General features: G+C 58.5%; 21 protein-coding genes and 1 riboswitch. Of the genes, 7 read left to right on the forward strand and 14 right to left on the reverse strand.

What is annotated here, in order from left to right:
• Nucleotides 1-32 precede the first annotated feature (32 nt).
• The 7 genes from K290_RS0113515 to K290_RS0113545 form a co-directional block, all read right to left on the reverse strand.
• Entirely contained in the window at nucleotides 33-1,181 is a 1,149-nt protein-coding gene (locus K290_RS0113515) for an iron-containing alcohol dehydrogenase (protein WP_028752429.1), read from the reverse strand.
• Nucleotides 1,178-2,563 (reverse strand): aldehyde dehydrogenase family protein, encoded by a 1,386-nt coding sequence (locus K290_RS0113520; protein ID WP_028752430.1) that lies wholly within the window; start codon nucleotides 2,561-2,563, stop codon nucleotides 1,178-1,180. Before K290_RS0113520 ends, K290_RS0113515 begins: the two co-directional genes overlap by 4 nt.
• A gap of 21 nt (nucleotides 2,564-2,584) precedes the next feature.
• Nucleotides 2,585-3,001, reverse strand: coding sequence for a type II toxin-antitoxin system VapC family toxin (locus tag K290_RS0113525; protein ID WP_028752431.1), 417 nt, complete (start codon nucleotides 2,999-3,001; stop codon nucleotides 2,585-2,587).
• Nucleotides 2,994-3,281 (reverse strand): hypothetical protein, encoded by a 288-nt coding sequence (locus tag K290_RS0113530; RefSeq protein WP_245276529.1) that lies wholly within the window; start codon nucleotides 3,279-3,281, stop codon nucleotides 2,994-2,996. The genes K290_RS0113525 and K290_RS0113530 overlap by 8 nt, the downstream gene beginning before the upstream one ends.
• Nucleotides 3,282-3,495: 214 nt before the next feature.
• Entirely contained in the window at nucleotides 3,496-4,866 is a 1,371-nt protein-coding gene (locus K290_RS0113535) for a glutamine synthetase family protein (protein WP_028752433.1), read from the reverse strand.
• Between the two features lie 144 nt (nucleotides 4,867-5,010).
• A complete protein-coding gene (locus tag K290_RS0113540; protein ID WP_028752434.1) occupies nucleotides 5,011-6,582 on the reverse strand; it encodes an amino acid permease in 1,572 nt (523 codons plus the stop codon).
• Between the two features lie 125 nt (nucleotides 6,583-6,707).
• On the reverse strand, nucleotides 6,708-7,475 hold the full coding sequence (locus tag K290_RS0113545; RefSeq protein WP_028752435.1) for an N-formylglutamate amidohydrolase: 768 nt from the start codon (nucleotides 7,473-7,475) through the stop codon (nucleotides 6,708-6,710).
• Between the two features lie 178 nt (nucleotides 7,476-7,653).
• Between K290_RS0113545 and K290_RS0113550 the strand changes: the two genes are divergently transcribed.
• From K290_RS0113550 to K290_RS0113580, 7 genes are all read left to right on the forward strand, one after another.
• Nucleotides 7,654-8,544, forward strand: coding sequence for a MurR/RpiR family transcriptional regulator (locus K290_RS0113550; protein WP_028752436.1), 891 nt, complete (start codon nucleotides 7,654-7,656; stop codon nucleotides 8,542-8,544).
• Between the two features lie 169 nt (nucleotides 8,545-8,713).
• Complete coding sequence (locus K290_RS0113555; protein WP_028752437.1) at nucleotides 8,714-9,817, forward strand: ABC transporter substrate-binding protein; 1,104 nt, start codon at nucleotides 8,714-8,716, stop codon at nucleotides 9,815-9,817.
• A 72-nt stretch (nucleotides 9,818-9,889) separates the two neighbouring features.
• Entirely contained in the window at nucleotides 9,890-10,780 is an 891-nt protein-coding gene (locus tag K290_RS0113560; RefSeq protein ID WP_028752438.1) for an ABC transporter permease, read from the forward strand.
• On the forward strand, nucleotides 10,777-11,565 hold the full coding sequence (locus tag K290_RS0113565) for an ABC transporter permease (RefSeq protein WP_028752439.1): 789 nt from the start codon (nucleotides 10,777-10,779) through the stop codon (nucleotides 11,563-11,565). The genes K290_RS0113560 and K290_RS0113565 overlap by 4 nt, the downstream gene beginning before the upstream one ends.
• Before the next feature lie 11 nt (nucleotides 11,566-11,576).
• On the forward strand, nucleotides 11,577-12,638 hold the full coding sequence (locus tag K290_RS0113570) for an ABC transporter ATP-binding protein (protein ID WP_028752440.1): 1,062 nt from the start codon (nucleotides 11,577-11,579) through the stop codon (nucleotides 12,636-12,638).
• A 90-nt stretch (nucleotides 12,639-12,728) separates the two neighbouring features.
• A riboswitch (FMN riboswitch) is annotated at nucleotides 12,729-12,877 on the forward strand.
• Between the two features lie 90 nt (nucleotides 12,878-12,967).
• Nucleotides 12,968-13,444 (forward strand): 6,7-dimethyl-8-ribityllumazine synthase, encoded by a 477-nt coding sequence (locus K290_RS0113575; RefSeq protein WP_028752441.1) that lies wholly within the window; start codon nucleotides 12,968-12,970, stop codon nucleotides 13,442-13,444.
• Between the two features lie 57 nt (nucleotides 13,445-13,501).
• On the forward strand, nucleotides 13,502-13,852 hold the full coding sequence (locus K290_RS0113580) for a VOC family protein (protein ID WP_028752442.1): 351 nt from the start codon (nucleotides 13,502-13,504) through the stop codon (nucleotides 13,850-13,852).
• Nucleotides 13,853-13,857: 5 nt separating this feature from the next.
• Here the strand turns inward: K290_RS0113580 and phnF are convergent, their stop codons facing one another.
• The 7 genes from phnF to K290_RS0113615 form a co-directional block, all read right to left on the reverse strand.
• Nucleotides 13,858-14,586 (reverse strand): phosphonate metabolism transcriptional regulator PhnF, encoded by a 729-nt coding sequence (gene phnF, locus K290_RS0113585; RefSeq protein WP_028752443.1) that lies wholly within the window; start codon nucleotides 14,584-14,586, stop codon nucleotides 13,858-13,860.
• A 1-nt stretch (nucleotide 14,587) separates the two neighbouring features.
• Complete coding sequence (locus K290_RS0113590) at nucleotides 14,588-15,274, reverse strand: class I SAM-dependent methyltransferase (RefSeq protein WP_028752444.1); 687 nt, start codon at nucleotides 15,272-15,274, stop codon at nucleotides 14,588-14,590.
• Between the two features lie 161 nt (nucleotides 15,275-15,435).
• Nucleotides 15,436-16,440 carry an ABC transporter ATP-binding protein gene (locus tag K290_RS0113595; protein ID WP_028752445.1) on the reverse strand — a complete coding sequence of 335 codons (1,005 nt, stop codon included), beginning with the start codon at nucleotides 16,438-16,440 and terminating at the stop codon, nucleotides 15,436-15,438.
• A 13-nt stretch (nucleotides 16,441-16,453) separates the two neighbouring features.
• Complete coding sequence (locus K290_RS0113600; RefSeq protein WP_028752446.1) at nucleotides 16,454-17,518, reverse strand: Gfo/Idh/MocA family protein; 1,065 nt, start codon at nucleotides 17,516-17,518, stop codon at nucleotides 16,454-16,456.
• A complete protein-coding gene (locus K290_RS0113605) occupies nucleotides 17,515-18,354 on the reverse strand; it encodes a carbohydrate ABC transporter permease (protein WP_028752447.1) in 840 nt (279 codons plus the stop codon). The genes K290_RS0113600 and K290_RS0113605 overlap by 4 nt, the downstream gene beginning before the upstream one ends.
• Before the next feature lie 12 nt (nucleotides 18,355-18,366).
• Entirely contained in the window at nucleotides 18,367-19,320 is a 954-nt protein-coding gene (locus K290_RS0113610; RefSeq protein WP_028752448.1) for a carbohydrate ABC transporter permease, read from the reverse strand.
• A gap of 304 nt (nucleotides 19,321-19,624) precedes the next feature.
• Entirely contained in the window at nucleotides 19,625-20,884 is a 1,260-nt protein-coding gene (locus K290_RS0113615; RefSeq protein ID WP_028752449.1) for an ABC transporter substrate-binding protein, read from the reverse strand.
• Nucleotides 20,885-21,358 lie beyond the last annotated feature (474 nt).

A 21,358-nucleotide genomic window follows, 5' to 3' on the forward strand; every position in this document is an offset into this window, starting at 1 on the left:
TTGCGGCACGATCAAAGGCTGAGGCAATATGCCTAGAAGCAGTCGCGGAACAGTGCCTTGGTGTTTTCCAGCGTCATCGCCACGGGATTGCCGCCGGCGCTCGGATCGTCGATCGCCATGGCCGAGAGTTCGTCGATGCGATCGGGCGTGATGCCCATAGCCGAGAGGTTTTCGGGAACACCGAGATCGGCCCGCAGCTTCAATACATAATCATAGAAGCCGTCGAAGCCGCCGGAAATGCCGAGATAGGCGGCGGCACGGGCGATCTTGTCCTCGATGGCCTTGCGATTGAAGCGCAGCACGGCCGGCATGACGACGGCGTTGGTCATGCCGTGGTGCGTGTTGTAGACGGCGCCGATCGGATGCGACAGCGCATGAATGGCGCCCAGGCCCTTCTGAAAAGCGACGGCACCCATGGCGGCGGCGCTCATCATGTTGGCGCGGGCTTCGAGGTCGGTCCCTTCCCTATAGGCGCGCGGCAGGAATTCCTTGACGAGCCGCATGCCTTCCAGCGCGATGCCGGCGGACATCGGATGATAAAAGGGTGAGGAATAGGCTTCCAGGCAATGGGCGAATGCATCCATGCCGGTGCCGGCGGTGATGATTTTCGGCATGCCGACGGTCAGTTCCGGATCAGAAATGACGACGCCCGGCAGGAACTTCGGGTGGAAGATGATCTTCTTCACATGCGTTGCGGAATTGGTGATGACGCTGGCGCGGCCAACTTCGGAACCAGTGCCGGCAGTCGTCGGCACGGCGACGATCGGAGCAATGCCCTCGACATTGGCGCGGGTCCACCAATCGCCCATATCCTCGAAATCCCAGACCGGCCGTGTCTGACCGGCCATGAAGGCGACGCATTTGCCGAGATCGAGGCCCGAGCCGCCGCCGAAGGCGACGACGCCGTCATGGCCGCCGTCCTTGAAGGCCTTCACGCCGGCATCGAGGTTCTTCTCGTTCGGGTTTGGATCGACATCGGCGAAGATGGCTCGGCCAAGGCCGGCGTCTTCGAGAATATCCAGCGCCGTCTTGGTGATCGCCATCGAGGCGAGCCCGCGGTCGGTGATCAGAAGCGGCTTCTTGATACCCAGGCTTTTGCAGGCATCCGCCAGTTCCGTGATCCGGCCGCGGCCGAGCTTGACGGCGGTGGGATAGCTCCAATTGGCTGAGATATTGCTCATGCTGTTACCTTCTTCAAATGGTAGGATTTCGGGCGCGTCAGATTGTGAAAACCCATTACGGAGAGCGAGCCGCCACGGCCTGTTTCCTTGACGCCGGTCCAGCACAGTGCTGGATCGAGATAGTCGGCGCGGTTCATGAAAACGGTGCCGGTCTCGATATCACGGCCGATTCGAGAGGCACGCTCGGCATCCTTGGTCCAGAGCGAGGCCGTCAGGCCATAAGGGCTGTCATTCATCAATTCCAGCGCTTCAGCGTCGCTCTTCACCTTCATGATGCCGACGGCGGGGCCGAAGGTTTCTTCGCGCATGAAGGCCATGGAATGATTGACGTCGACGAGGACCTGGGGCGCCAGATAGGCGCCGCCATCATCGGCCGGGAAAAGCTTGGGATCGACCAGCGCCTTGGCGCCTTTGGCGACGGCATCCGCAATCTGTTCGCGCACCACCTTGGCGAAACGCTTGTGCGCCATCGGACCAAGCGTGGTCTCCGGATCGAGCGGATTGCCGAGCTTGTAGTTCGACACCCACGCGACCGACTTCTCGACGAAGGCATCGTAGAGCGATTCATGCACATAAATGCGCTCGATGCCGCAGCAGCATTGGCCGGAATTGTAAGTGGCGCCGTCCATCAACGTGTCGACGGCCGCCTCAAGGTCGGCGTCTTCCATGACGTAGCCCGGATCCTTGCCGCCAAGTTCGAGTCCAAGGTTGGTGAAGGTGCCGGCGGCAGCGCGTTCGATCGATCGCCCGCCTTCGACCGAGCCGGTGAAGTTGACGAAGTTGAAGCTGCCGGCGGCGATCAGAGCCGAAGTCGTCTCATGGTCGAGATAGACGTTCTGGAAGACATCGGCCGGAACGCCGGCCTCCACGAAAGCCTGAACCAGTCGCTCACCGACCAGAAGCGTCTGGCTGGCATGCTTCAGAATAACGGTATTGCCGGCCATCAGCGCCGGGGCAACGGTGTTGATCGCGGTCATGTAGGGATAATTCCAGGGCGCGATGACGAACACGACGCCATGCGGTTCGCGCTCGATACGACGCGAAAAATTCGCACTGTCTTCCACCACCATCGGCGACAACGCATCGGCTGCGATCGAGGCCACATAATTTGAGCGCTCGTTGAAGCCGCGATATTCGCCGCCATATTTGATCGGGCGGCCCATCTGCCAAGCGAGCTCCGGCACGACGAGATCGGCCATCTCGTTGAGACGCGCAGCCCCTTTCAACACGAGCTGGACGCGGTCTTCCAGCGGGCGGCGCGCCCAATCCTTCTGCGCCTTGCGGGCGCGGGCCACCACATCCTTGGCCGCATCTAGCGACAACGCCGGACGCTCGGCATAAACCTCCCCGTTTACCGGGGACACGCATGTGATCATGGTCATTCTTTTGTTGCTCCAGTAGGCCTAGCAGGCAAGGGTCTTAACGTGACCAGCGGCTCCATAGGCGAGAATAGCGCGGTCTCTGGTGATGATCGTAAGATCGTGTTCACGTGCGGTAGCGATGATAATGCGATCCATTGGGTCACTGTGCAACGGCTCAGGAAGGTAGGACGCGGCAATCATAACGGCTGGCGTAGCGGTCTGCACATGTATTCCGCTGGCCTTCACAAAATCCTCGAACCACGCCAGCGCATGCTTCGTGCTGTGTATTCTACCTCGCGATATCAACATCCCGATCTCCCACGCGGTCATTGCGGAAACACAAAGCCGATCACTGCCGGGGGTGATTTCATTCACCGCATCGACCGCTGTTTGTGATATCGGCTTCCCATTTGCCAGCCAAATAGCAGCGCAGGTGTCGAGGAGAAAACTCTCACTCATTGTAGAGTTTATCACTCCATTCGACGTCTATCGGAACCGTGAGGTCAAGATCCGCCGCTATCGTCATTGTTCCTTTCATGCACCCGAAGATCGGATGAGCTTTCTGATTGCCGTCCGCAGGCCCACCCGCCCCTATGTCCGGCGATGACATCTGCCCATATGTATAATCCGGCTGTTTCATTTCCCTAAATCCCTGCCGTGAAATAGCCCGATGGGCAGCGACATCCACAATACTCACACCCAGGAACTCGGCGACTAAATCTTGTTCCTCAGCGCTCATCTTGCGTTCCCCCGTAAGCATCCGGGAAGCCGCACTCTTATCGATATTCAGAAACCGGCCCAATCCGCTTATGGTTTCGCCTCTGCTCGTCAGCTTCTGATGAAACCAGTCCCTATCGATCGAACTCTTCCGTGCCATAAGCGATCCTTCATGTTGAACATTAAGAATTCCATGGAGTTGCGATTATGTCAACGAATTATCTCAACGTTGAGAATTAAGCCCTTTCAAATCCTCTCGCCACCTCCCAGTCGGTGACGCGGCGATCATATTCTTCCTGCTCCCATTCGGCAGCGCGGGTGTAGTGGTCGATGACATCGTTACCGAAGGCGGCGCGCAGCATCTCGGAGCCGTTCAGCGCCACCGCGGCATCCCGCAGCGTGCGCGGAATTTCGCGAACCTCGCGGGCGCCATAGGCGTCTCCCACGAAAGGCGCTTCCAGTTCAAGCTTGTTCTCGATGCCATCGAGACCGGCCGCGATCAGCGCCGCAAAGGCGAGGTACGGATTGAGGTCGGAGCCGCCGACGCGGCATTCGATGCGGATTCCCTTGGTTTCGGCACCGCAGAGACGATAGCCCGCCGTGCGGTTGTCGGTGCTCCAGATCGCTTTGGTGGGCGCGAAGGTGCCCGCAACGAAACGCTTGTAGGAATTGATATAGGGCGCGAGGAAATAGGTGATCTCGCTGGCATGCGTCAAAAGGCCGGCGACATAGTGCTTCATCAGCGGCGTCATGCCGTGCTCTTGTTCTTTGTCGAAGAACAGCGGCGTCTTGCCGTCGGCGCTCCACAGCGACTGATGGATATGCGACGAACTGCCGGCGGAATTGTAATTCCACTTCGCAAGGAAGGTGATGGCCTTGCCCTTCGACCAGGCGATCTCCTTGCAGCCGTTTTTGATGATCGTATGGCGGTCCGCCATGGTCAGCGCATCGGCATAACGGACGTTGATTTCCTCCTGTCCCGCCGAAGCCTCGCCTTTGGAGTTCTCAACCGGAATGTCGGCGCCCTGCAAGCCCTTGCGGATCGCCCGCATCACATCCTCTTCCTTGGTGGTCTGGAAGATGTGGTAGTCCTCATTGTAGCCGCTGGCGAGATGCAGGTTGCGATAGCCCGACTCGCGGGCGCTGTCATAGCTCTGGTCGAACAGGAAGAACTCAAGTTCGGAGGCCATGAAAGCCTTCATGCCCATCGCCTCCAGCCGCCTGATCTGCTTCTTGAGAATGGCGCGCGGCGAATGCGCCACTTCTTCGTGGGTGTGATGGTCGAGCACGTCGCAAAGCACCAGCGCCGTGCCCTCGAGCCACGGAATACGGCGAAGCGTGGCGAGATCCGGCTTCATCGTATAGTCGCCATAGCCCTTCTCCCAGCTCGTCGACTTGTAGCCGGAGACAGTCTCCATCTCGAGGTCCGTCGCCTGGAGATAGTTGCAGCTATGCGTTTCCTTCCAGGCACTCTCTACGAAGAATTCCGCCTGAAAACGCTTGCCCATCAACCGGCCTTGCATATCCACCTGGCATGCCAGAACCGTATCGATGCGCCCTTCGGCCACATCTCGTCTGAGGTCGTCGAACGTATAGCTGCTGTTCATGATTTGGTCCGCCTGAACAATGAATTGGAACATCGGCCTAACGAACACACCGCACAGCGGATAGCCCGCGCTTTGCAGCCTTGTCGTTGCCGGTGAAGGGGCCGCAGGTCTGCGACCCCAAGGGTTGGAGAGATTCGCCTATACTTACTTTTCGCCGACGGCCGCTTCCGCCGCTGCGATTTCGGCCTTGCGCTTGGCGATCGCATCGCCAATCGGCGGCCCCTTGAAACGGCGCTTCTCGAAGCCGAACCAGACGATCGCGGTCAGGACAAGGAAGCCGACGGTGATGATGCCTGCCCAGTCATTCGGCGGCTGGATGCCGAGAACGAAAATCACGATCATCGAGAGGATGCTCAGCACCGCAAAAAGCTTGAACATGCCCTCGCCGAGGTTCCAGGGACCCATCTTGTCCCATTTCGACGTACCCCAAGCGAAAAGGCCGAGCGTGATCGGGATCGCGAAGGAGAAGAAGAGGAAAATGACGGTGCACGACACGACGATGGTGTAAACAGGCGTATCGCCGATCGATACCAGCGACGAACCCCAGACGAACAGCACCGAAAGGATCGAACCGGTCCAGATCGCGGAAACCGGCGTGCGGTGTTTCGGGCTGACCCTGGAGAGCGCCTTCGATGCCGGCAGACCGCCGTCACGCGAGAACGCAAAGATCATGCGCGATACGGAGGTCACCGTTGCAAGGCCGCACAGCCACTGGCTGATGAAGATCAGGAGATAGAGGATATCCTTGACGACCGGATTCACTTGGGCATCCATCGCCCAGAAGAACACGTTCCAGCCCTGCTTTGCGGCGTCGTCCATATTCGGAAGCATCAGAACGAACGCACACAGCATGATGTAGCCGAACAATGCCGACCAAAGCACGGAGGCGACCATGCCCCGCGGAACGGAATGCGCTGCCTTGACCGTTTCCTCCGAAGTATGCGCCGAGGCGTCATAGCCGGTGATCGTGTAGATCGGCAGCAAGAGGCCGAGGGCAAAGACCCAGAAGGTGGAAATCTGCGGCCAGACCGGCGCACCCGTCGCGGAGCCGTCGGCGGCAATCGTCGCCACGCCCGAATAGTTCGTAAAGGTGAACAGCCGCGCGAAATCGTAGGACGGCGCGGCGATCAGGCACACGACCGCAAGTGCGATCGAGGTCGCGAAGATCAGATAACCCGAGAAGTCGGTCAGCTTTGCCGTCAGCCCGATACCCATATGGTTCACCAGTGCCTGAAGGCCGGTGATGACCACTAGGAACACGATACGGATCAATGTCGTATCGACCATGCCGAAATAGCCGCCGAAAGCACCGATGAAGAAATAATAGGTGCCGACATTGATCGCGCCGAGAACGGTAACGAGGCCGAGCAGATTGAACCATGCGGTCAGCCAGCCGGTAAAGCGGTTGCCGAGGATGGAGCCCCAGTGATAGAGCCCGCCTGCGGTTGGATAGGCCGAGCTGATCTGCGCCATTGCAACGGCGAAGACCAGCGAAATGAAGCATCCGACCGGCCAGCCAATGCCGATCGCGGCACCGCCTGCACCTGACGTTGCCTGGGCGAGCGAATTGATGCCGCCCGAAAGAATGCAAATGATGGAAAAGGATACGGCAAAGTTCGAGAACGAACTCATGCGCCGCTCCAGCTCCTGGGCATAGCCCATGGAGTGCAGAATGTGCACGTCCTGCTTCTTGTCTAACTCTGTGTAATCAGACATGTCATTCCCCCTAAAACCCGATCGCCCACGGAATTGCGGGCCACCATGTGCCACATGCGCCGTTGGCTTTTGCCATACGGCCCGATTGCAGTTGAACTGCTCCCCGGGGTCTTTTCTTTCTATGCTCAGGCTTCCAGACTGCTCTGGATAAGTCCTGTTAGATAATCGGCCACGACCCCTTGGCCGATGTCATCTCCGATGAGGTCGTTGCGGACCTCGATCATAACGTTATGCAAGCTATTGGCGAGCCCATGCAGCTTGAGCGTATGGGTCACGCCATCTTCCGGCCCGTAAGGCTGGTTTCGTTCAGTACGATAGAGCGGCGCGTGGGCCGCCGCATCAAGCATGCGATCCGCCAGCCAGCGGTCTTCATCGTGCAAAATACCGAGCTCCACTGCCCGCTGCTTGCCGTTGTACACAGGCGTAAAACTGTGAACCGTCACAAGTACCGTTTTTTGCGCCCTCACCGCCCGCTCTTTCAGGAGAGCGCGAATGCGGTCATGGAACGGCACATAAAGAGCATCTGTGCGTGCCTGCCGATCGGCGGCTTGCAGATGCTGGTTGCCGGGGATCGTGTAGATCTCGCTGATTTCCGGCATGGCGCCCGGGCTTTCCGGTGGACGGTTGCAATCGTAGACCAAACGCGAGAAGCATTGGTAAACCAGCGTTGCATCGAGGCTGTCGGACATCTTCCTGGCGACAGCCAGCGCACCTGGGTCCCAGGCGATATGGCTGGAAAGCGCTTCGGCTGAAAGGCCGAGATCGCCGAAATACTGGGGCAATGTGCGCGAAGCATGTTCGCAGATAATCAAAACCGCGCTTTTTCCGTCCGGTCGTTCGACCGCGACGCAATCGCCATCGGCTTCCGTCAGAATGCCTTGCCCGACAAGCATTAAGGCGCCCTACCCCTCTTAATAAAATCTTTATAAGAAAAGAATTCTTCAGGTTTCGGCGACTGTCAACTAGGGACTGAAATTATTTCTTCATTTGTGACATTGACTCGAAATGTGACAGCGTAGTTATATTCATTTCAGGAGCTTGGCATCAGACCGGCCCGGGGAGCAAAATCGAGTGAGCAATGCGTCGAAAACAGTTTCGGACGTAATCAATGCCCAATTTGACGCGCTGACACGCGCCGAGAAGCAGCTCGCCAAGAGCCTGCTCGACAACTATCCCGTTTCGGGATTGGGCAGCATTACGACGGTTGCCGAAAATGCGCGGGTGTCCACGCCGACCGTGGCGCGCATGGTGCAGAAACTCGGTTTCAAAGGCTATCCGGACTTTCAGTCGCGCCTCCACCAGGAGGTCGAGGCAACCATCTCAAATCCGCTTACGAAGCATGATCGCTGGGCATCCAATGCTCCCGGTACACATATTCTCAATCGCTTCGCAGATGCCATTATGAGCAATCTCCGTCAGACGCTCGCCGACATCGATGCGGCAACTTTCGATAGCGTCGCTGCGCTGCTGTCGGAGCACAAACGTGGGCTTTATTTCGTCGGCGGACGCATCACCGGCGCGCTTGCCGAATATTTCTTCACCCATATGCAAGTCATCCGTCCGAACACGACCTTGCTCTCCTCCAATTCCAGTTCCTGGCCGCAATATGTTCTGAACATGAACCCCGGCGACCTACTCGTGATCTTCGATATCAGACGCTACGAGCAGGAAATGGTCAGCCTCGCCGCCGCCGCTCGCCGCAGCGGAGCCGAGATCATCGTCTTCACCGACCAATGGGCGACCCCTGCCGTTAAATATGCAAAACACACTTTTCGCGTGCAAATCGAAGCACCTTCGGCCTGGGATTCCTCTGTCGTCACCCTCTTCATCATCGAGGCCTTGATCGAAGCCGTGCAAAGCTCGACCTGGGACGAGACGAGTGAACGCATGAAAACGCTCGAAGGGCTGTTCGAACAAACAAGGCTGTTTCGCAAGCTAGGTTGGGAGGGAAGGAAAGTATAAAATACACGCTGAGGATCGGCCAGCAAAACAGAGCCCGTCATCATCGGCGGATAAAAGTAAATCGCCGGTGTTTTCGGAAGACGCAACCCATTGGAACCCGTCACACAACCTTCATGCAACGTCATTAACAGCAACGCCAGACACTGAAAACCCAAAAGGAGGAATACCAGTGATCTCGAAAATTCATCGTCTTCTGACGCTCTCCACTGCGATGCTCGTCGCTTCGACTGCAATCGCTGCTGCTGAACCGAGCGCAGACCTCATTGCCGCCGCCAAGAAGGAAGGCACGCTGACCACCATCGCTCTGCCCCATAACTGGTGCGGTTACGGCGACCTAATCGCTGCTTTCAAGGCGAAATACAGCATCGACGTCAACGAACTGAACCCGGACGCTGGGTCGGGCGATGAAGTTGAAGCCATCCGCGCCAACAAGGGCAACACCGGCCCGCAGGCTCCCGACGTGATCGACGTTGGTCTCTCCTTCGGCCCGACCGCCAAGAAGGACGGCCTGCTGCAGCCTTACAAAGTCTCCACCTGGGACTCGATCCCCGACAGCGCCAAGGATGCTGACGGTTTCTGGTATGGCGACTATTACGGCGTTCTCTCCTTCGTCGTAAACAAAGACGTCGTAAAGAACCCGCCGAAGGACTGGGCTGACCTGCAGAAGCCGGAATACGCGAACACCGTTTCCCTCGCTGGCGACCCGCGCACCTCGAACCAAGCCGTTCAGGCCGTTTACGCTGCTGGTCTCGCCGCTGGCGAGAAGGATGCAACCAAGGTTGGTGACGCTGGCCTGAAGTACTTCGCCCAGCTCAACAAGGCCGGCAACTTCGTTCCGATCATCGGCAAGTCCGCTTCGCTCGCTCAGGGCTCTACCCCGATCGTCGTCGCCTGGGACTATAACGGCCTCGCATGGCGCGACAGCCTGAACGGCAACCCGCCGGTTGACGTCACCGTTCCGGCTTCGGGCGTTATCGCCGGCGTCTACGTTCAGGCGATCTCGGCTTTCGCTCCGCACCCGAACGCCGCCAAGCTCTGGATGGAATTCCTTTATTCCGACGAAGGCCAGATCGGCTGGCTGAAGGGCTATTGCCACCCGATCCGCTTCAACGACCTGGCGAAGAACAAGAAGGTTCCTCAGGAACTTCTCGACAAGCTGCCGCCGGCTGCCGCCTACGAAAAAGCCGTCTTCCCGACGCTCCAAGAGCAGGATGCCGGCAAGGGCGTCATCACCAAGCAGTGGGACAGCGTCGTCGGTTCGAACGTTCAGTAATCTGACTTAACCTAGCCTCCCCGTTTCGGCGGGGAGGTTTTCCGTTTTCCGACGCCGCAAATTGGGTCCCTCATGAGCACCGTCACAACATCAACGATCAGCACCGCACCTGTGATCAGCAAGCGTGTCGTCGTCGATTGGCTGGGCATTGCCCCCTTCGCGATCTTCACCCTGTTGTTCCTGATTATCCCGACGCTCTATCTCGTCATGGGCGCGTTTCTGACGCCGGACGGAAGCTTCACGCTCAAGAACCTCGGCGACCTGTTCACGCCGACCATCCTGAGCGCCTATTGGATCAGCATCAAAATCTCGGTCGCTTCGGCGCTCGGCGGCGCTATCATCGGTTTTTATCTTGCCTGGGCGCTCGTCCTCGGTGGTCTCCCCTCCTGGATCCGCAATGCCTTTCTGACGTTCTCCGGTGTCGCTTCCAATTTCGCAGGCGTGCCGTTGGCTTTCTCTTTCATCGCAACGCTGGGCCGCCAGGGGCTCGTCACGATATTGCTCGCCCATTTCGGTTTGAATCTTTACTCTGCCGGCTTCAATCTTCTGAGCTTCTTCGGTCTGACCATCACCTACATGTATTTCCAGATTCCGCTGATGGTGTTGATCATCACGCCGGCACTGGATGGCATGAAGAGGGAATGGCGCGAAGCTGCCTCTATTCTCGGCGCCACCAACAGGCAATATTGGTTGATGGTCGCCCTGCCGATCCTTTGGCCCAGCCTGCTTGGCACGACGCTGCTGCTGTTCGCCAACTCTTTCGGCGCCATCGCAACCGCGATCGCACTCACCGGCAGCTCGCTGAATATCGTTCCGATCGTTCTCTACGCGCAGATCCGCGGCGATGTCCTCCACAATGCCAATCTCGGCTATGCCCTGGCGCTCGGTATGATCGTCATCACAGGTATTTCAAACGTCATCTATATCATGATGCGCATGCGCGCTGAACGGTGGCAAAAATGAAGCTGCAGAAATTCTTTGCCTGGATCGCGGTCGCCATCGGCGTCATCTATTTCTTCGTACCGCTCATCGGTACGCTGGAATTTTCGCTGCGCATGCGGCGCGACGTTTATAGCTTCGACGCCTATAGGTCGGTCTTTTCAGACTTGGGCTTCCTGACTGCCTTCGGCTTCTCCATGCTGATGGCGCTGCTGACCATTATCTTCGGCATGCTGCTCGTCGTGCCGACGGCCTATTGGGTCCGCCTGCGTTTGCCGCAGATCCGTCCCGTCGTCGAATTCGTCACGCTGATGCCGCTCGTCATCCCGGCCATCGTTATCGTCTTCGGCTATCTCCGCCTTTATAATTCGTCGTCGATCCTGCCGCTGACCGGCTACAACCAGACGACGAACCTCCTGCTCGTCTGCTCCTACATTGTATTGTCGCTGCCTTATATGTACCGTTCGGTGGATACGGCTATGCGCACCATCGACGTCGGCACACTGACGGAGGCGGCGGAAAGCCTGGGTGCAAAATGGACGACGATCATGTTCCGGTGCATCTTCCCGAATGTAATGAGCGGTGTGCTTTCTGGCGCCTTCATCACGCTTGCGATCGTCATGGGTGAATTCACCATGGCGTCGCTGCTCAACCGTCCGGCCTTCGGGCCTTATATGCAGCTTATCGGCGCCAACAAGGCTTATGAGCCGTCGGCGCTGGCGATCATCGCGCTCGCTGTAACCTGGCTCAGCATGGGCCTGCTCCAGCTCGTTTCCCGCTTTTCCAAATCCGCTCCGATTAAGGCGTAAGGCTTCACACCATGGCTTTTCTCGAACTCACACACATCAAAAAATCCTTCGGCGAGGTCCAGGTCGTTCACGACTTCACCATGCACATCGAGAAGGGAGAGTTCATCTCCTTCCTCGGACCCTCCGGCTGCGGCAAGACGACGGTGCTGCGGATGATTGCCGGCTTCGAAAGTCCGACAGCCGGCATGCTGACGATTAACGGCAAGGACCAGCGTCCGCTGAAGCCGAACCAGCGCAATATCGGCATGGTGTTCCAGGCCTACGCACTGTTCCCGAACATGACCGTGCATGACAATGTCGCCTTCGGCCTCAAGGTCGCTGGTGTCGCCAAGCCCGAGATCGACAAGCGCGTCAAGGAAATGCTCGGGCTGATCAAGCTCGATCATCTCGCCGGCCGCTATCCCTTCCAGATGTCCGGCGGTCAGCAGCAGCGCGTGGCGCTCGCGCGCGCCATCGCCGTCAAGCCGCAGGTCCTGCTGCTTGACGAACCGCTCTCGGCGCTGGACGCCAAGATCCGCGTTTCGCTGCGCGAAGAAATCCGCGCCATCCAGCAGCAGCTCGGCATCACTACCGTTTTCGTGACACACGACCAGGAAGAAGCGCTGTCGATTTCCGACCGCATCGTCGTCATGAATGCCGGCCGCGCCGATCAGATCGGCACGCCCTTCGAAATCTACAACAGGCCCGCCACCCGCTTCGTCGCCTCCTTTGTCGGCACGTTGAACCTCATCGAGGGCAAGGTCGTCGACCCGGACAACAACCGCATCATGATTGGCGATCAGGGTGTAACCCTGAAACAATCGGTCACCGCCTACAAGCCCGGCGACACCGTGTCGTTGGCGCTGCGTCCGGAAGCCGGCTCGCTGGCAGAATCGGCCAAGGGCGACACTGCCTTGACCGGTGAAGTCTCCTCGGCTCACTTCCTGGGTTCGGTCATCCGCACGCGCATGAATGTCGGTGGCAATACCATCTCCTTCGACATGTTCAACAGCCCGGGCATGATGCCTCCCAGCGTCGGCGAAAGGGTCACGCTGCGTTTCGCCTCCTCCGATCTGCTGGTCATTCAGGACTGATCGACGGAACAATTGGACAGATTTTTCGCAAGCGCCGGGTAAATCGCCCGGCGTTTTTCTTTGATTTCTGTTGCACCGCATCTATAGTCCAGCCGTTCTCAGGGCGGGGTGCAATTCCCCACCGGCGGTATGGAGACTGGTCTCCGAGCCCGCGAGCGCCTTTCGGTTCTACCGGAAGGGTCAGCAGATCCGGTGAGAGGCCGGAGCCGACGGTACAGTCCGGATGGAAGAGAGCAAGCCAGGTCGAAGGCTCCTTCGCGCAGGGGGCTTCTGCGACCTTGCGTGTTCGCCCAAGGGATATTGAGTTAAACCCTTGAAAGGCAAAATTAATGACCATTTCCATTTCGACACAGCCGGGCCGCATAGCGTTGATCCGGGCCCGCTGGCATGCCGACATTGTCGATCAGTGCGTCGATTCCTTCGTTGCCGAATGGCAGAAGACCGAAGGCGCCTCCCCCATCGATATTTTCGATGTGCCCGGTGCCTTGGAAATCCCGCTGCACGCGCAGACGCTCGCCCGCAATGGCCGCTATAGCGCGATCATCGCGACCGCTTTCGTCGTAGACGGCGGCATCTACCGCCACGATTTCGTTGCCGACACTGTTCTCGATGCCATGATGCGCGTGCAACTGGATACCGGCGTTCCGATTCTCTCCACCGTGCTGACGCCGCATCACTTCCAGGAGTCGGAAGCGCATATTCATTTCTTCAAGCAGCATTTCGTCATTAAGGGTCAGGAAGTCGCAAACGCCTGCCGACAGATTCTCAGCGAACGCGCCAAGCTGCTGCCATCGGTGACTGTCTGAGTTAAGATGATGGAGGCGGCAAAGGCTCGCCTCCATTTCTCCGGCAAGGAGCATCGCATGACCGTCCTGCGAATTGTGTCCAATCTGCATGCCGCCGATCCCGCCAGCGCTCAGGTCTTCTATGGCGACCTGCTCGGCTTGGACATCGTCATGGACCACGGCTGGATCATGACCTTCGCCTCGAAGGCGCAGACCGTGCCGCAGATCAGCATAGCCAGCAAAGGTGGCTCGGGCACGATCGTGCCCGATCTTTCGATCGAGGTCGACGATGTCGACGAGATCTATCAGCGCGCCCGATCGATGCAGTTCGAGATCGTCTACGATCTGAACGATGAACCCTGGGGCGTTCGTCGCTTTTATGTCCGCGATCCCTTCGGCAAGATCGTGAATATCCTGTCACATCGATAAGCCGCTCATCCCAAATCGACCTTGAAGGTCACCCGCTCCGCCGACCATAGTGTCTCGGCATAGGCAATGGGCACGCCGGCACTATCGACATCCACTTTGAGGATGACCAATACCGGCGCCGATTTCGGCTGCCGCAACAGTCGTGCCTCTTCGGCGCTCGGCATGCGCGCCTCGATCTCGGTCGACAAGCGCACATAGTCGTGAACGCCGTAGCTCGCGAGGGCCGCGCTAATGGTCTGATATTGCAGCCTCGCTCTATCGAAATCAGGAAAGCGGTCGGCCGGATAATAGCTGTCGCCGAGTTCGACGGGAACATCGTCTGCCGTCATCACGCCGCGGCGGTGGATGACCGGAGCGCCGGACGCCAGCTTCAGCCGTGCCGCAACACGCTCCGACGCTGCAACGACCTCGTGGATCAATAGCTCGCCGCCAGGCTCGAAACCCTGCTCGATCAGATTCTTGGAGAACCGCGTCTTCTTCGAGAGCATATAGTCGAGAGCCCCTCGGTGCACGAAGGTCCCCCGCCCCTGCTCGGCGCGCACCAGCCCCCGCTGTTCCAGATGGCCGAGTGCCTGGCGGACAGTGAAGCGGCTGACGCCGAAGCGTTCCATAAGCTCCGGTTCGGTCGGCAATTTGGCACCCGCAGCGAAGGTCCCGGCGGCGATATCAGCCGCCAGGATTTCGCCGATCTGATGCCAGAGAGCGCTGCCGCTCTTACGATCGATCGTCTCCATATCAGACGCGCTTTTCGAGCCGGAACAATAGCTTGTATTCGGCGGGATAGGCGAGCGCATCGAGGATGCTGGGATAATATTTGCGATCCTTTGCGCCGCTGACGAAGCCGTTGTAGCCGAAGCGCCGGACGGAGACATTGAATCCTGCGGCAACAAAGGCGTCGATATAGTCCTGCGGGGAGCGATCCTGGACCGGCGCATTGCTGTTGCCGCCGATCAACTCGCGCCATTTCGGCCAAAGCGGCATCTCGTTGTGGCAACCGGTGACGGCGTAATAGATACCGCCGTTGCGCATGACCTCGAACATCTGCTCGGCATGCCGCTTCAATTCCGGCAGGAGATAGACGACCTCATAGCTGAAAGCGACATCGAAGCTGTCGGCAAAAGGCGAAAGATCAGTGGTTACATGAAATTCCAGCGGCACGTTGCCCTTTGCTGCGACAGCCGCCGCAACCGATTCCGAGGCGATGTCGATGCCGACGCCGCGGCGGAACGGCCGCATCGCGTGAAGCAGCCGCAGGAAGCCGCCGCGGTTGCAGCCGAAATCCAGCACTGTCTTCGACGAAAAGTCCCGTTCGGGCAGGGTTTCGATGAAATGCCGCCAAAGCGGACTATGAGACTCCGCCATCGCGATGTCCCCATTCGGTTCGGTATGCCACGTTGCGTAGGTGGTTGCTGCGTTTGTCATCATGCGCTCGCTGTTGGAGTGGACTGAGCGAGCAATAAAGCAGCCCTGTGACAGACATATGAATTCGTCCGGACGACTGGACTATCTCGTGCCGTCGCTGGACAAATAAAAAGAGGGCCCCGCCGAAGCAGAGCCCTCTTCAATTTGCTAAATCCCAAGGCCTACGCCCGAATGGCCTGATCATTCTCGTCGAAGCGATGCATATGCCCCGTGTCCGGTGTGGCATAGACCGTATCGTCCGGTTCATATTTGTGTTCGCCGAAAAGGCGGACAGTCAGAAGGCCGGTCTGGTCGGATTCGAGATAGATGATCGTATCGGCGCCAAGGTGTTCGACATGGATGACCTTGGCCGCCCAGGTGCCTTGTTCGCGTGACAATGTGATGTGCTCGGGGCGGATGCCGACGATCTTGGCACCGCTCTGTTCGAGCTTTTCCGCCGGGATGAAATTCATCTGCGGCGAACCGATGAAGCCGGCGACGAAGATATTCGCGGGGCGATTATAAAGCTCCATCGGCGAACCGATCTGCTCGATGGCGCCCGCATTCATCACGACGATCTTGTCGGCCAGCGTCATGGCCTCGACCTGATCGTGGGTGACGTAGATCATCGTGGCCCTCAGGCTGCGATGCAGGCGGGCGATTTCGAGGCGGGTCTGAACGCGCAATGCCGCATCGAGGTTCGACAGTGGTTCATCGAACAGGAAGAGTTCCGGTTCCCGCACGATGGCGCGACCAATGGCGACACGCTGGCGCTGTCCGCCGGACAGCTCCGCCGGGCGGCGGGCGAGATAGGGCGCCAGCGAAAGCATGCTCGACGCCTTCTCCACACGGTTGTCGATTTCATCCTTGGCGGTGCCGGCCTGCTTCAGGCCAAGGCCCATATTGTCCTTCACCGTTAGATGCGGATAGAGCGCATAGGACTGGAACACCATGGAAATGCCGCGCTTGGCGGGCGGCGTCACCGTCACGTCCGTACCGTTGATCAGGACTGCGCCCGAGGTCACATCCTCCAGGCCGGCAATGCTGCGCAGAAGGGTCGACTTGCCGCAGCCGGAAGGGCCGACGAAAATGACGAACTCGCCATCCTTCACCTCGAGGTCGATGCCCTTCAGCACATCATGCGTACCATAGGCCTTACGAATGGATTTCAGTTGAAGCGATCCCACAGTCTCTTATCCCTTACAAATAAACGGGCTTGCCAGTGCGCACGCTCTCGTCTGCGGCGAGGCAGATGCGCAGCGATTGAACGGCGTCGGCCATATGGCGGCTGAGGTCGATATCCTCACGGATGGCCTTCAGCATGAAAGCCTGTTCGCGATCGCACAGCTCCTGATGACCCGGCTCGCCGTCCATGCGCAGATCCTGATCCGGATGGATGAACTTGCCGTTCGGGCCGGTCTCGGCGGTGTGCAGCCGGATGACAGAGGTTTTGGTGTGCGTATCGATGTCATCGGACTTGGCATTGGGATCCATGACAATCGATACCGCGCCGTTCGGCGACATCACATCCTTCACGAAGAAGGCGGTTTCGGAAATCATCGGCCCCCAGGCGGCCTCGTACCAGCCGACCGAACCATCTTCATAGATCACCTGCAGATGGCCGTAATTGTACATATCCGGCGCGATCTCGTTCGACAGGCGCAGGCCCATGCCGCGCACTTCGACGGGCTTGGCGTCGGTGATCTGGCACATGACGTCGACATAATGCACGCCGCAATCGACGATCGGAGGCGTCGTGCGCATCAGCGCCTTATGCGTCTCCCAGGTCGGTCCGCTCGACTGCTGATTCAGGTTCATGCGGAAGACATAAGGACCGCCGAGCTTGCGCGCTTCGGCAATCAGCCGCATCCAGGACGGATGGTGGCGCAGGATATAGCCGATCACCAGCTTGCGGCCGGCTTTCTTGGCCGCGGCCACGACCCGCTCGGCATCCTCGACGGTCATCGCCAGCGGCTTTTCGACGAAGACGTCGCAGCCCGCCTCGAAAGCCATGACGGCATAGTCCGCGTGGCTGTCGGAATAGGTGTTGATCGAGCAGAGATCGGGCTTCAAGTCTTTCAGCGCCGTCTCAAAATCAGGATGGATCGTATAACCCTCTAGCTCGTCGGCCAGCTTCGGCTTCGAGCGATTGACGAGGCCAACAATCTCGAAACCGGGATTGTTGTGATAGGCAAGTGCATGGCTGCGGCCCATGTTGCCAAGGCCGGCAACCAAGACGCGGATCGGCTTATGGGATGAGCTCACTTGACTGCTCCGGAAGTAATGCCGCGAATGAGTTGGCGGGAGAAGATGACGTACAGGATGAGGATCGGCAGGATGGCGAGCGTCAGCGCCGCCAGGACCGCATTCCAGTTGGTGACGAATTGGCCGATGAAAATCTGCGATCCGAGCGTCACCGTCTTGGTCGCCTCGCTGGGCGCCAGGATCAGCGGGAACCACAGGTCGTTCCAGATCGGGATCATGGTGAAGACCGCAACCGTCGCCATGGCTGGACGGATGAGCGGCAGCACGAGGCGGAAGAAAATCGCATATTCGCTGAGCCCATCGATGCGGCCCGCATTCTTCAGATCATCGGAGACGGTCCGCATGAATTCAGACAGGATGAAGATAGCGAGCGGCAGACCCTGCGCGGTGTAGACGAGGATCAGCGAGGTCAGCGTATTGACCAAGCCGGCGGCGACCATGCCCTGCAGGATCGCCACCGTGCCGAGGCGGATCGGGATCATGATGCCGATCGCAAGATAAAGCCCCATGACCGTATTGCCGCGGAAGCGGTATTCCGACAACGCGAAGGCGGCCATGGCGCCGAACAGCAGGGTCAGAACGATCGAGACGATCGTCACGATAAAGCTGTTCTCGAAATAGGTCAAAAAATCGCCCTGCTTAAGAACAGTCTGATAACCGATCAGGCTGAAGCTGGAGGGCGTCGGGACACTCAAGGGCGCACGGAAGATCGAGGCGCGATCCTTGAAGGAATTGATGATCGTTAGGAACACCGGGAAAACGGCAAGCAACGTGTAGGCGATCAACGCCAGATGCACGAGGCTGGAGCGGACAAGGGAAGTGCGTGCCTTGGACATGGTCGCCTCGCCTCAGAACTGGTAGCGGCGGATGCGCCGCTGGATGATGAAAAGATAAAAGGAGACGCCGGCGAGAATGATCAGGAACATCACCGTCGCGATCGTCGCGCCCATCGAGCGGTCGCCGAGCTGTAGCTGGAAGCCGAAGAAGACGCGGTAGAGCAGCGTGCCGAGGATATCGGTGGAACCGTCCGGTCCCGCCAAAGCGCCCTGCACGGTGTAGACGAGGTCGAATGCGTTGAAATTGCCGACGAAGGTCAGGATCGAGATGATGCCGATCGCCGGCAGCACCAGCGGCAGCTTGATCTTCCAGAACTGGCTCCAGCCGGTAATGCCATCGCACTCGGCCGCTTCGATGACTTCTTCAGGAATGTTCAGCAGCGCGGCATAGATCAGCATCATCGGGATGCCGACATATTGCCAGACAGAGATCAGCGCGACCGTGATGAGAGCCGTGCCCGGCTTGCCGAGCCAAGGGGCGAAGAACGACTTGAGGCCGACAAGGCCCATCAAATCGGGCGCCACCCCCCAGAGCGGCGACAATATGAGTTTCCAGATGAAACCGACGATAACGAAGGAAAGCAGCGTCGGCAGAAACATGGCAGTGCGATAGAAGGCGACGAAGCGCAGCTTCGGCAGCGACAGCAATGCGGCGAGCGCGACACCGATCGGGTTCTGCACGCACATGTGGATGGCAAAAAAGATCAAATTGTTGCGCAGCGCATTCCAGAAATCATGCGACCAGCGATCATCGCCGAACAACACTTTGAAATTGTTGAGGCCCACGAACGTCGACTGGTTATCGACGACGTTATACAGCGACAGCCGCAATGTCTCGATCAGAGGCAGGATCATAACCGCCGTGTAGACGATGAAGGCCGGAAGAAGAAAAACGAAGATATGCCAACGCATCTGGCGCTTGATCGGGGCCGCATCGAAAGCGGCTGATATATCGGCTTCGTTCATGGCTTTCTGCCTGTTTGTATTGGCTGCTCATTAGGGCGGCAGCGCAAATGTTCAAATTCGCCCGCTGTTCCGGCTCTTCAGCCAAAGTGGAGAAACGATATCGGGCGCGGGCGACTTGGTGTCGCAACAACAGCCGCTCGCGGCTCATCGGCGCAGGAAATAACGATGGCGCCTCACACACTTAGCTCCCAAAAGCGGGAAAGTGGCGACCGACGGCCTCCGTCCTTCTTCCAATCGCATCCATCGGCTGTGGAATGAGGTGAGGAGCCATGAGGCCCCTCACCCGATTTGGGTCAAAGCCGGATTACTTGGCCGGCTTGTACCACTTGTCGAGGCCGTCCTGCAGCTTCTTGGCAGCGGCTTCCGGCGTATCCGTGCCGTTGATCACGTTGGCGGATTCCGTCCAGGTTTCGTTTTCCAGGTTCGGCGTGCCGCGCGACAGGATCTGGTAAGTCGAACGAACCGTCGACTTGTGATTGTCGCGCCAGGAAACGAATTCCTGAGCGAGCGGATCGGTCATCTTTACAGGATGCGAATTCAGGCTGAAGAAGCCCGGCAACGCATTGGCGTAGATGTTGGCGAACTCATCGGAAGCAACCCAGCTCAGGAACTTCTTGGCTTCGTCCGGATGCTTGCTCTTGGCGTTCAGGCCGACACCGATATCCGGATGGTCGGAGATGTAAGCCGTGTCGCCAGCCTTTGCGACCGGCGGCGGGAAGGCGCCCATCTTGAACTGAGCCTGCGTGTTGAACAGCGCGATTTCCCACGAACCCGCGGGGTAGATGGCAGCCTTGCCGAGCGTGAAGAGGTTCTGGCTGTCAGAATAGCTCTGGGCTTCGAAGCCATCGCCGAGATAAGGCTTCCACTTTGCCAGTTCCTTGAAAGGATCGACCCAGGGAGCATCCGTGAGCTTCTCCTTGCCGGAGATCAGAGCCAAGCGGCCGTCTTCGCCCTTCCAGTAGTTCGGGCCGATGTTCTGGTAGCCCATGGTCGCAGCTTCCCAGAGATCCTTTGTGCCCATGGCCATCGGGATATAGGTCCCGTCAGCCTTGAGCTTGTCGAGCAGCGCGAAGAATTCGTCACGAGTCGCCGGAACCTTGAGGCCGAGCTTGTCGAAGGCGTCCTTGTTGTAGATGAAGCCGTGGATGACCGAAGCCATTGGCACGCAGAAGGTCGACTTGCCGTTGTCCGTAGTCCAGGCAGCCTTGGCGACGGCCGAGAAGTTGTCCATGCCCGGCAGCGTCGTCAGGTCGGTCAACTGCTTCTTATTGAAGAGGTCCAGCGAAGCGTCGAACGGACGGCAGGTGATGATGTCACCGGCAGAACCGGCCTCAAGCTTGGCGTTCAGCGATGCGTTGTACTCGGTCGGAGCCGTCGGCGAGAAAACGATCTTGATGCCAGGGTTCTTGGCTTCAAAAGCCGGGATAATCTTCTCCTGCCAAATCTGCAGGTCGTCGTTGCGCCAGCTTTCAACCGTCAGCGTCACGTCCGCCGCATGCGCGAAGCCGACCGAGGTCAGCAGGCTGGATGCGAGGAGCAAGCCTTTCAGAACATTGTTTTTCATTTCCCTCTCCTGTTTAAGCGCCCGGAATAAGGCACTGTTCTCGATCTGAAATCCGCCGGCCATATGAGAAAACAGCCAACGCTCCACAAGGACCGCCAACATTGCCGGCCCCAAATGCAAAGGGCACGCAAGGCACTATGCCTGATCGGCCCGACCAATCGTGACCCCCGGACGTTCGGCCAAGGACACATAACTCAACACAGGGGAAATTCGCGACGAACGCCGTCGCGTAGATTCTTTTGATCCACGCGGCTCCTGACAACGGCAGAGGTCCGCCACCTTCTGCTAGGCCCCCGGCTATTGTTATCCTGCCGGTTTTGCCGATGCCTGTTCGAACTGTTCCCTTGAGAGAATTAAGGCCAAAAAAATACCAATTGTCCAGCCGAAATTTAACTTTTGCGCGCCAGAAAACGCGATAAAAAATTTTCCCGTTATTTTTCAGCAAGATACACCACAGAAAAAAGCCGGCCCTTG

The organism is Rhizobium leucaenae USDA 9039 (genome assembly GCF_000426285.1).
Lineage (GTDB): Bacteria > Pseudomonadota > Alphaproteobacteria > Rhizobiales > Rhizobiaceae > Rhizobium > Rhizobium leucaenae.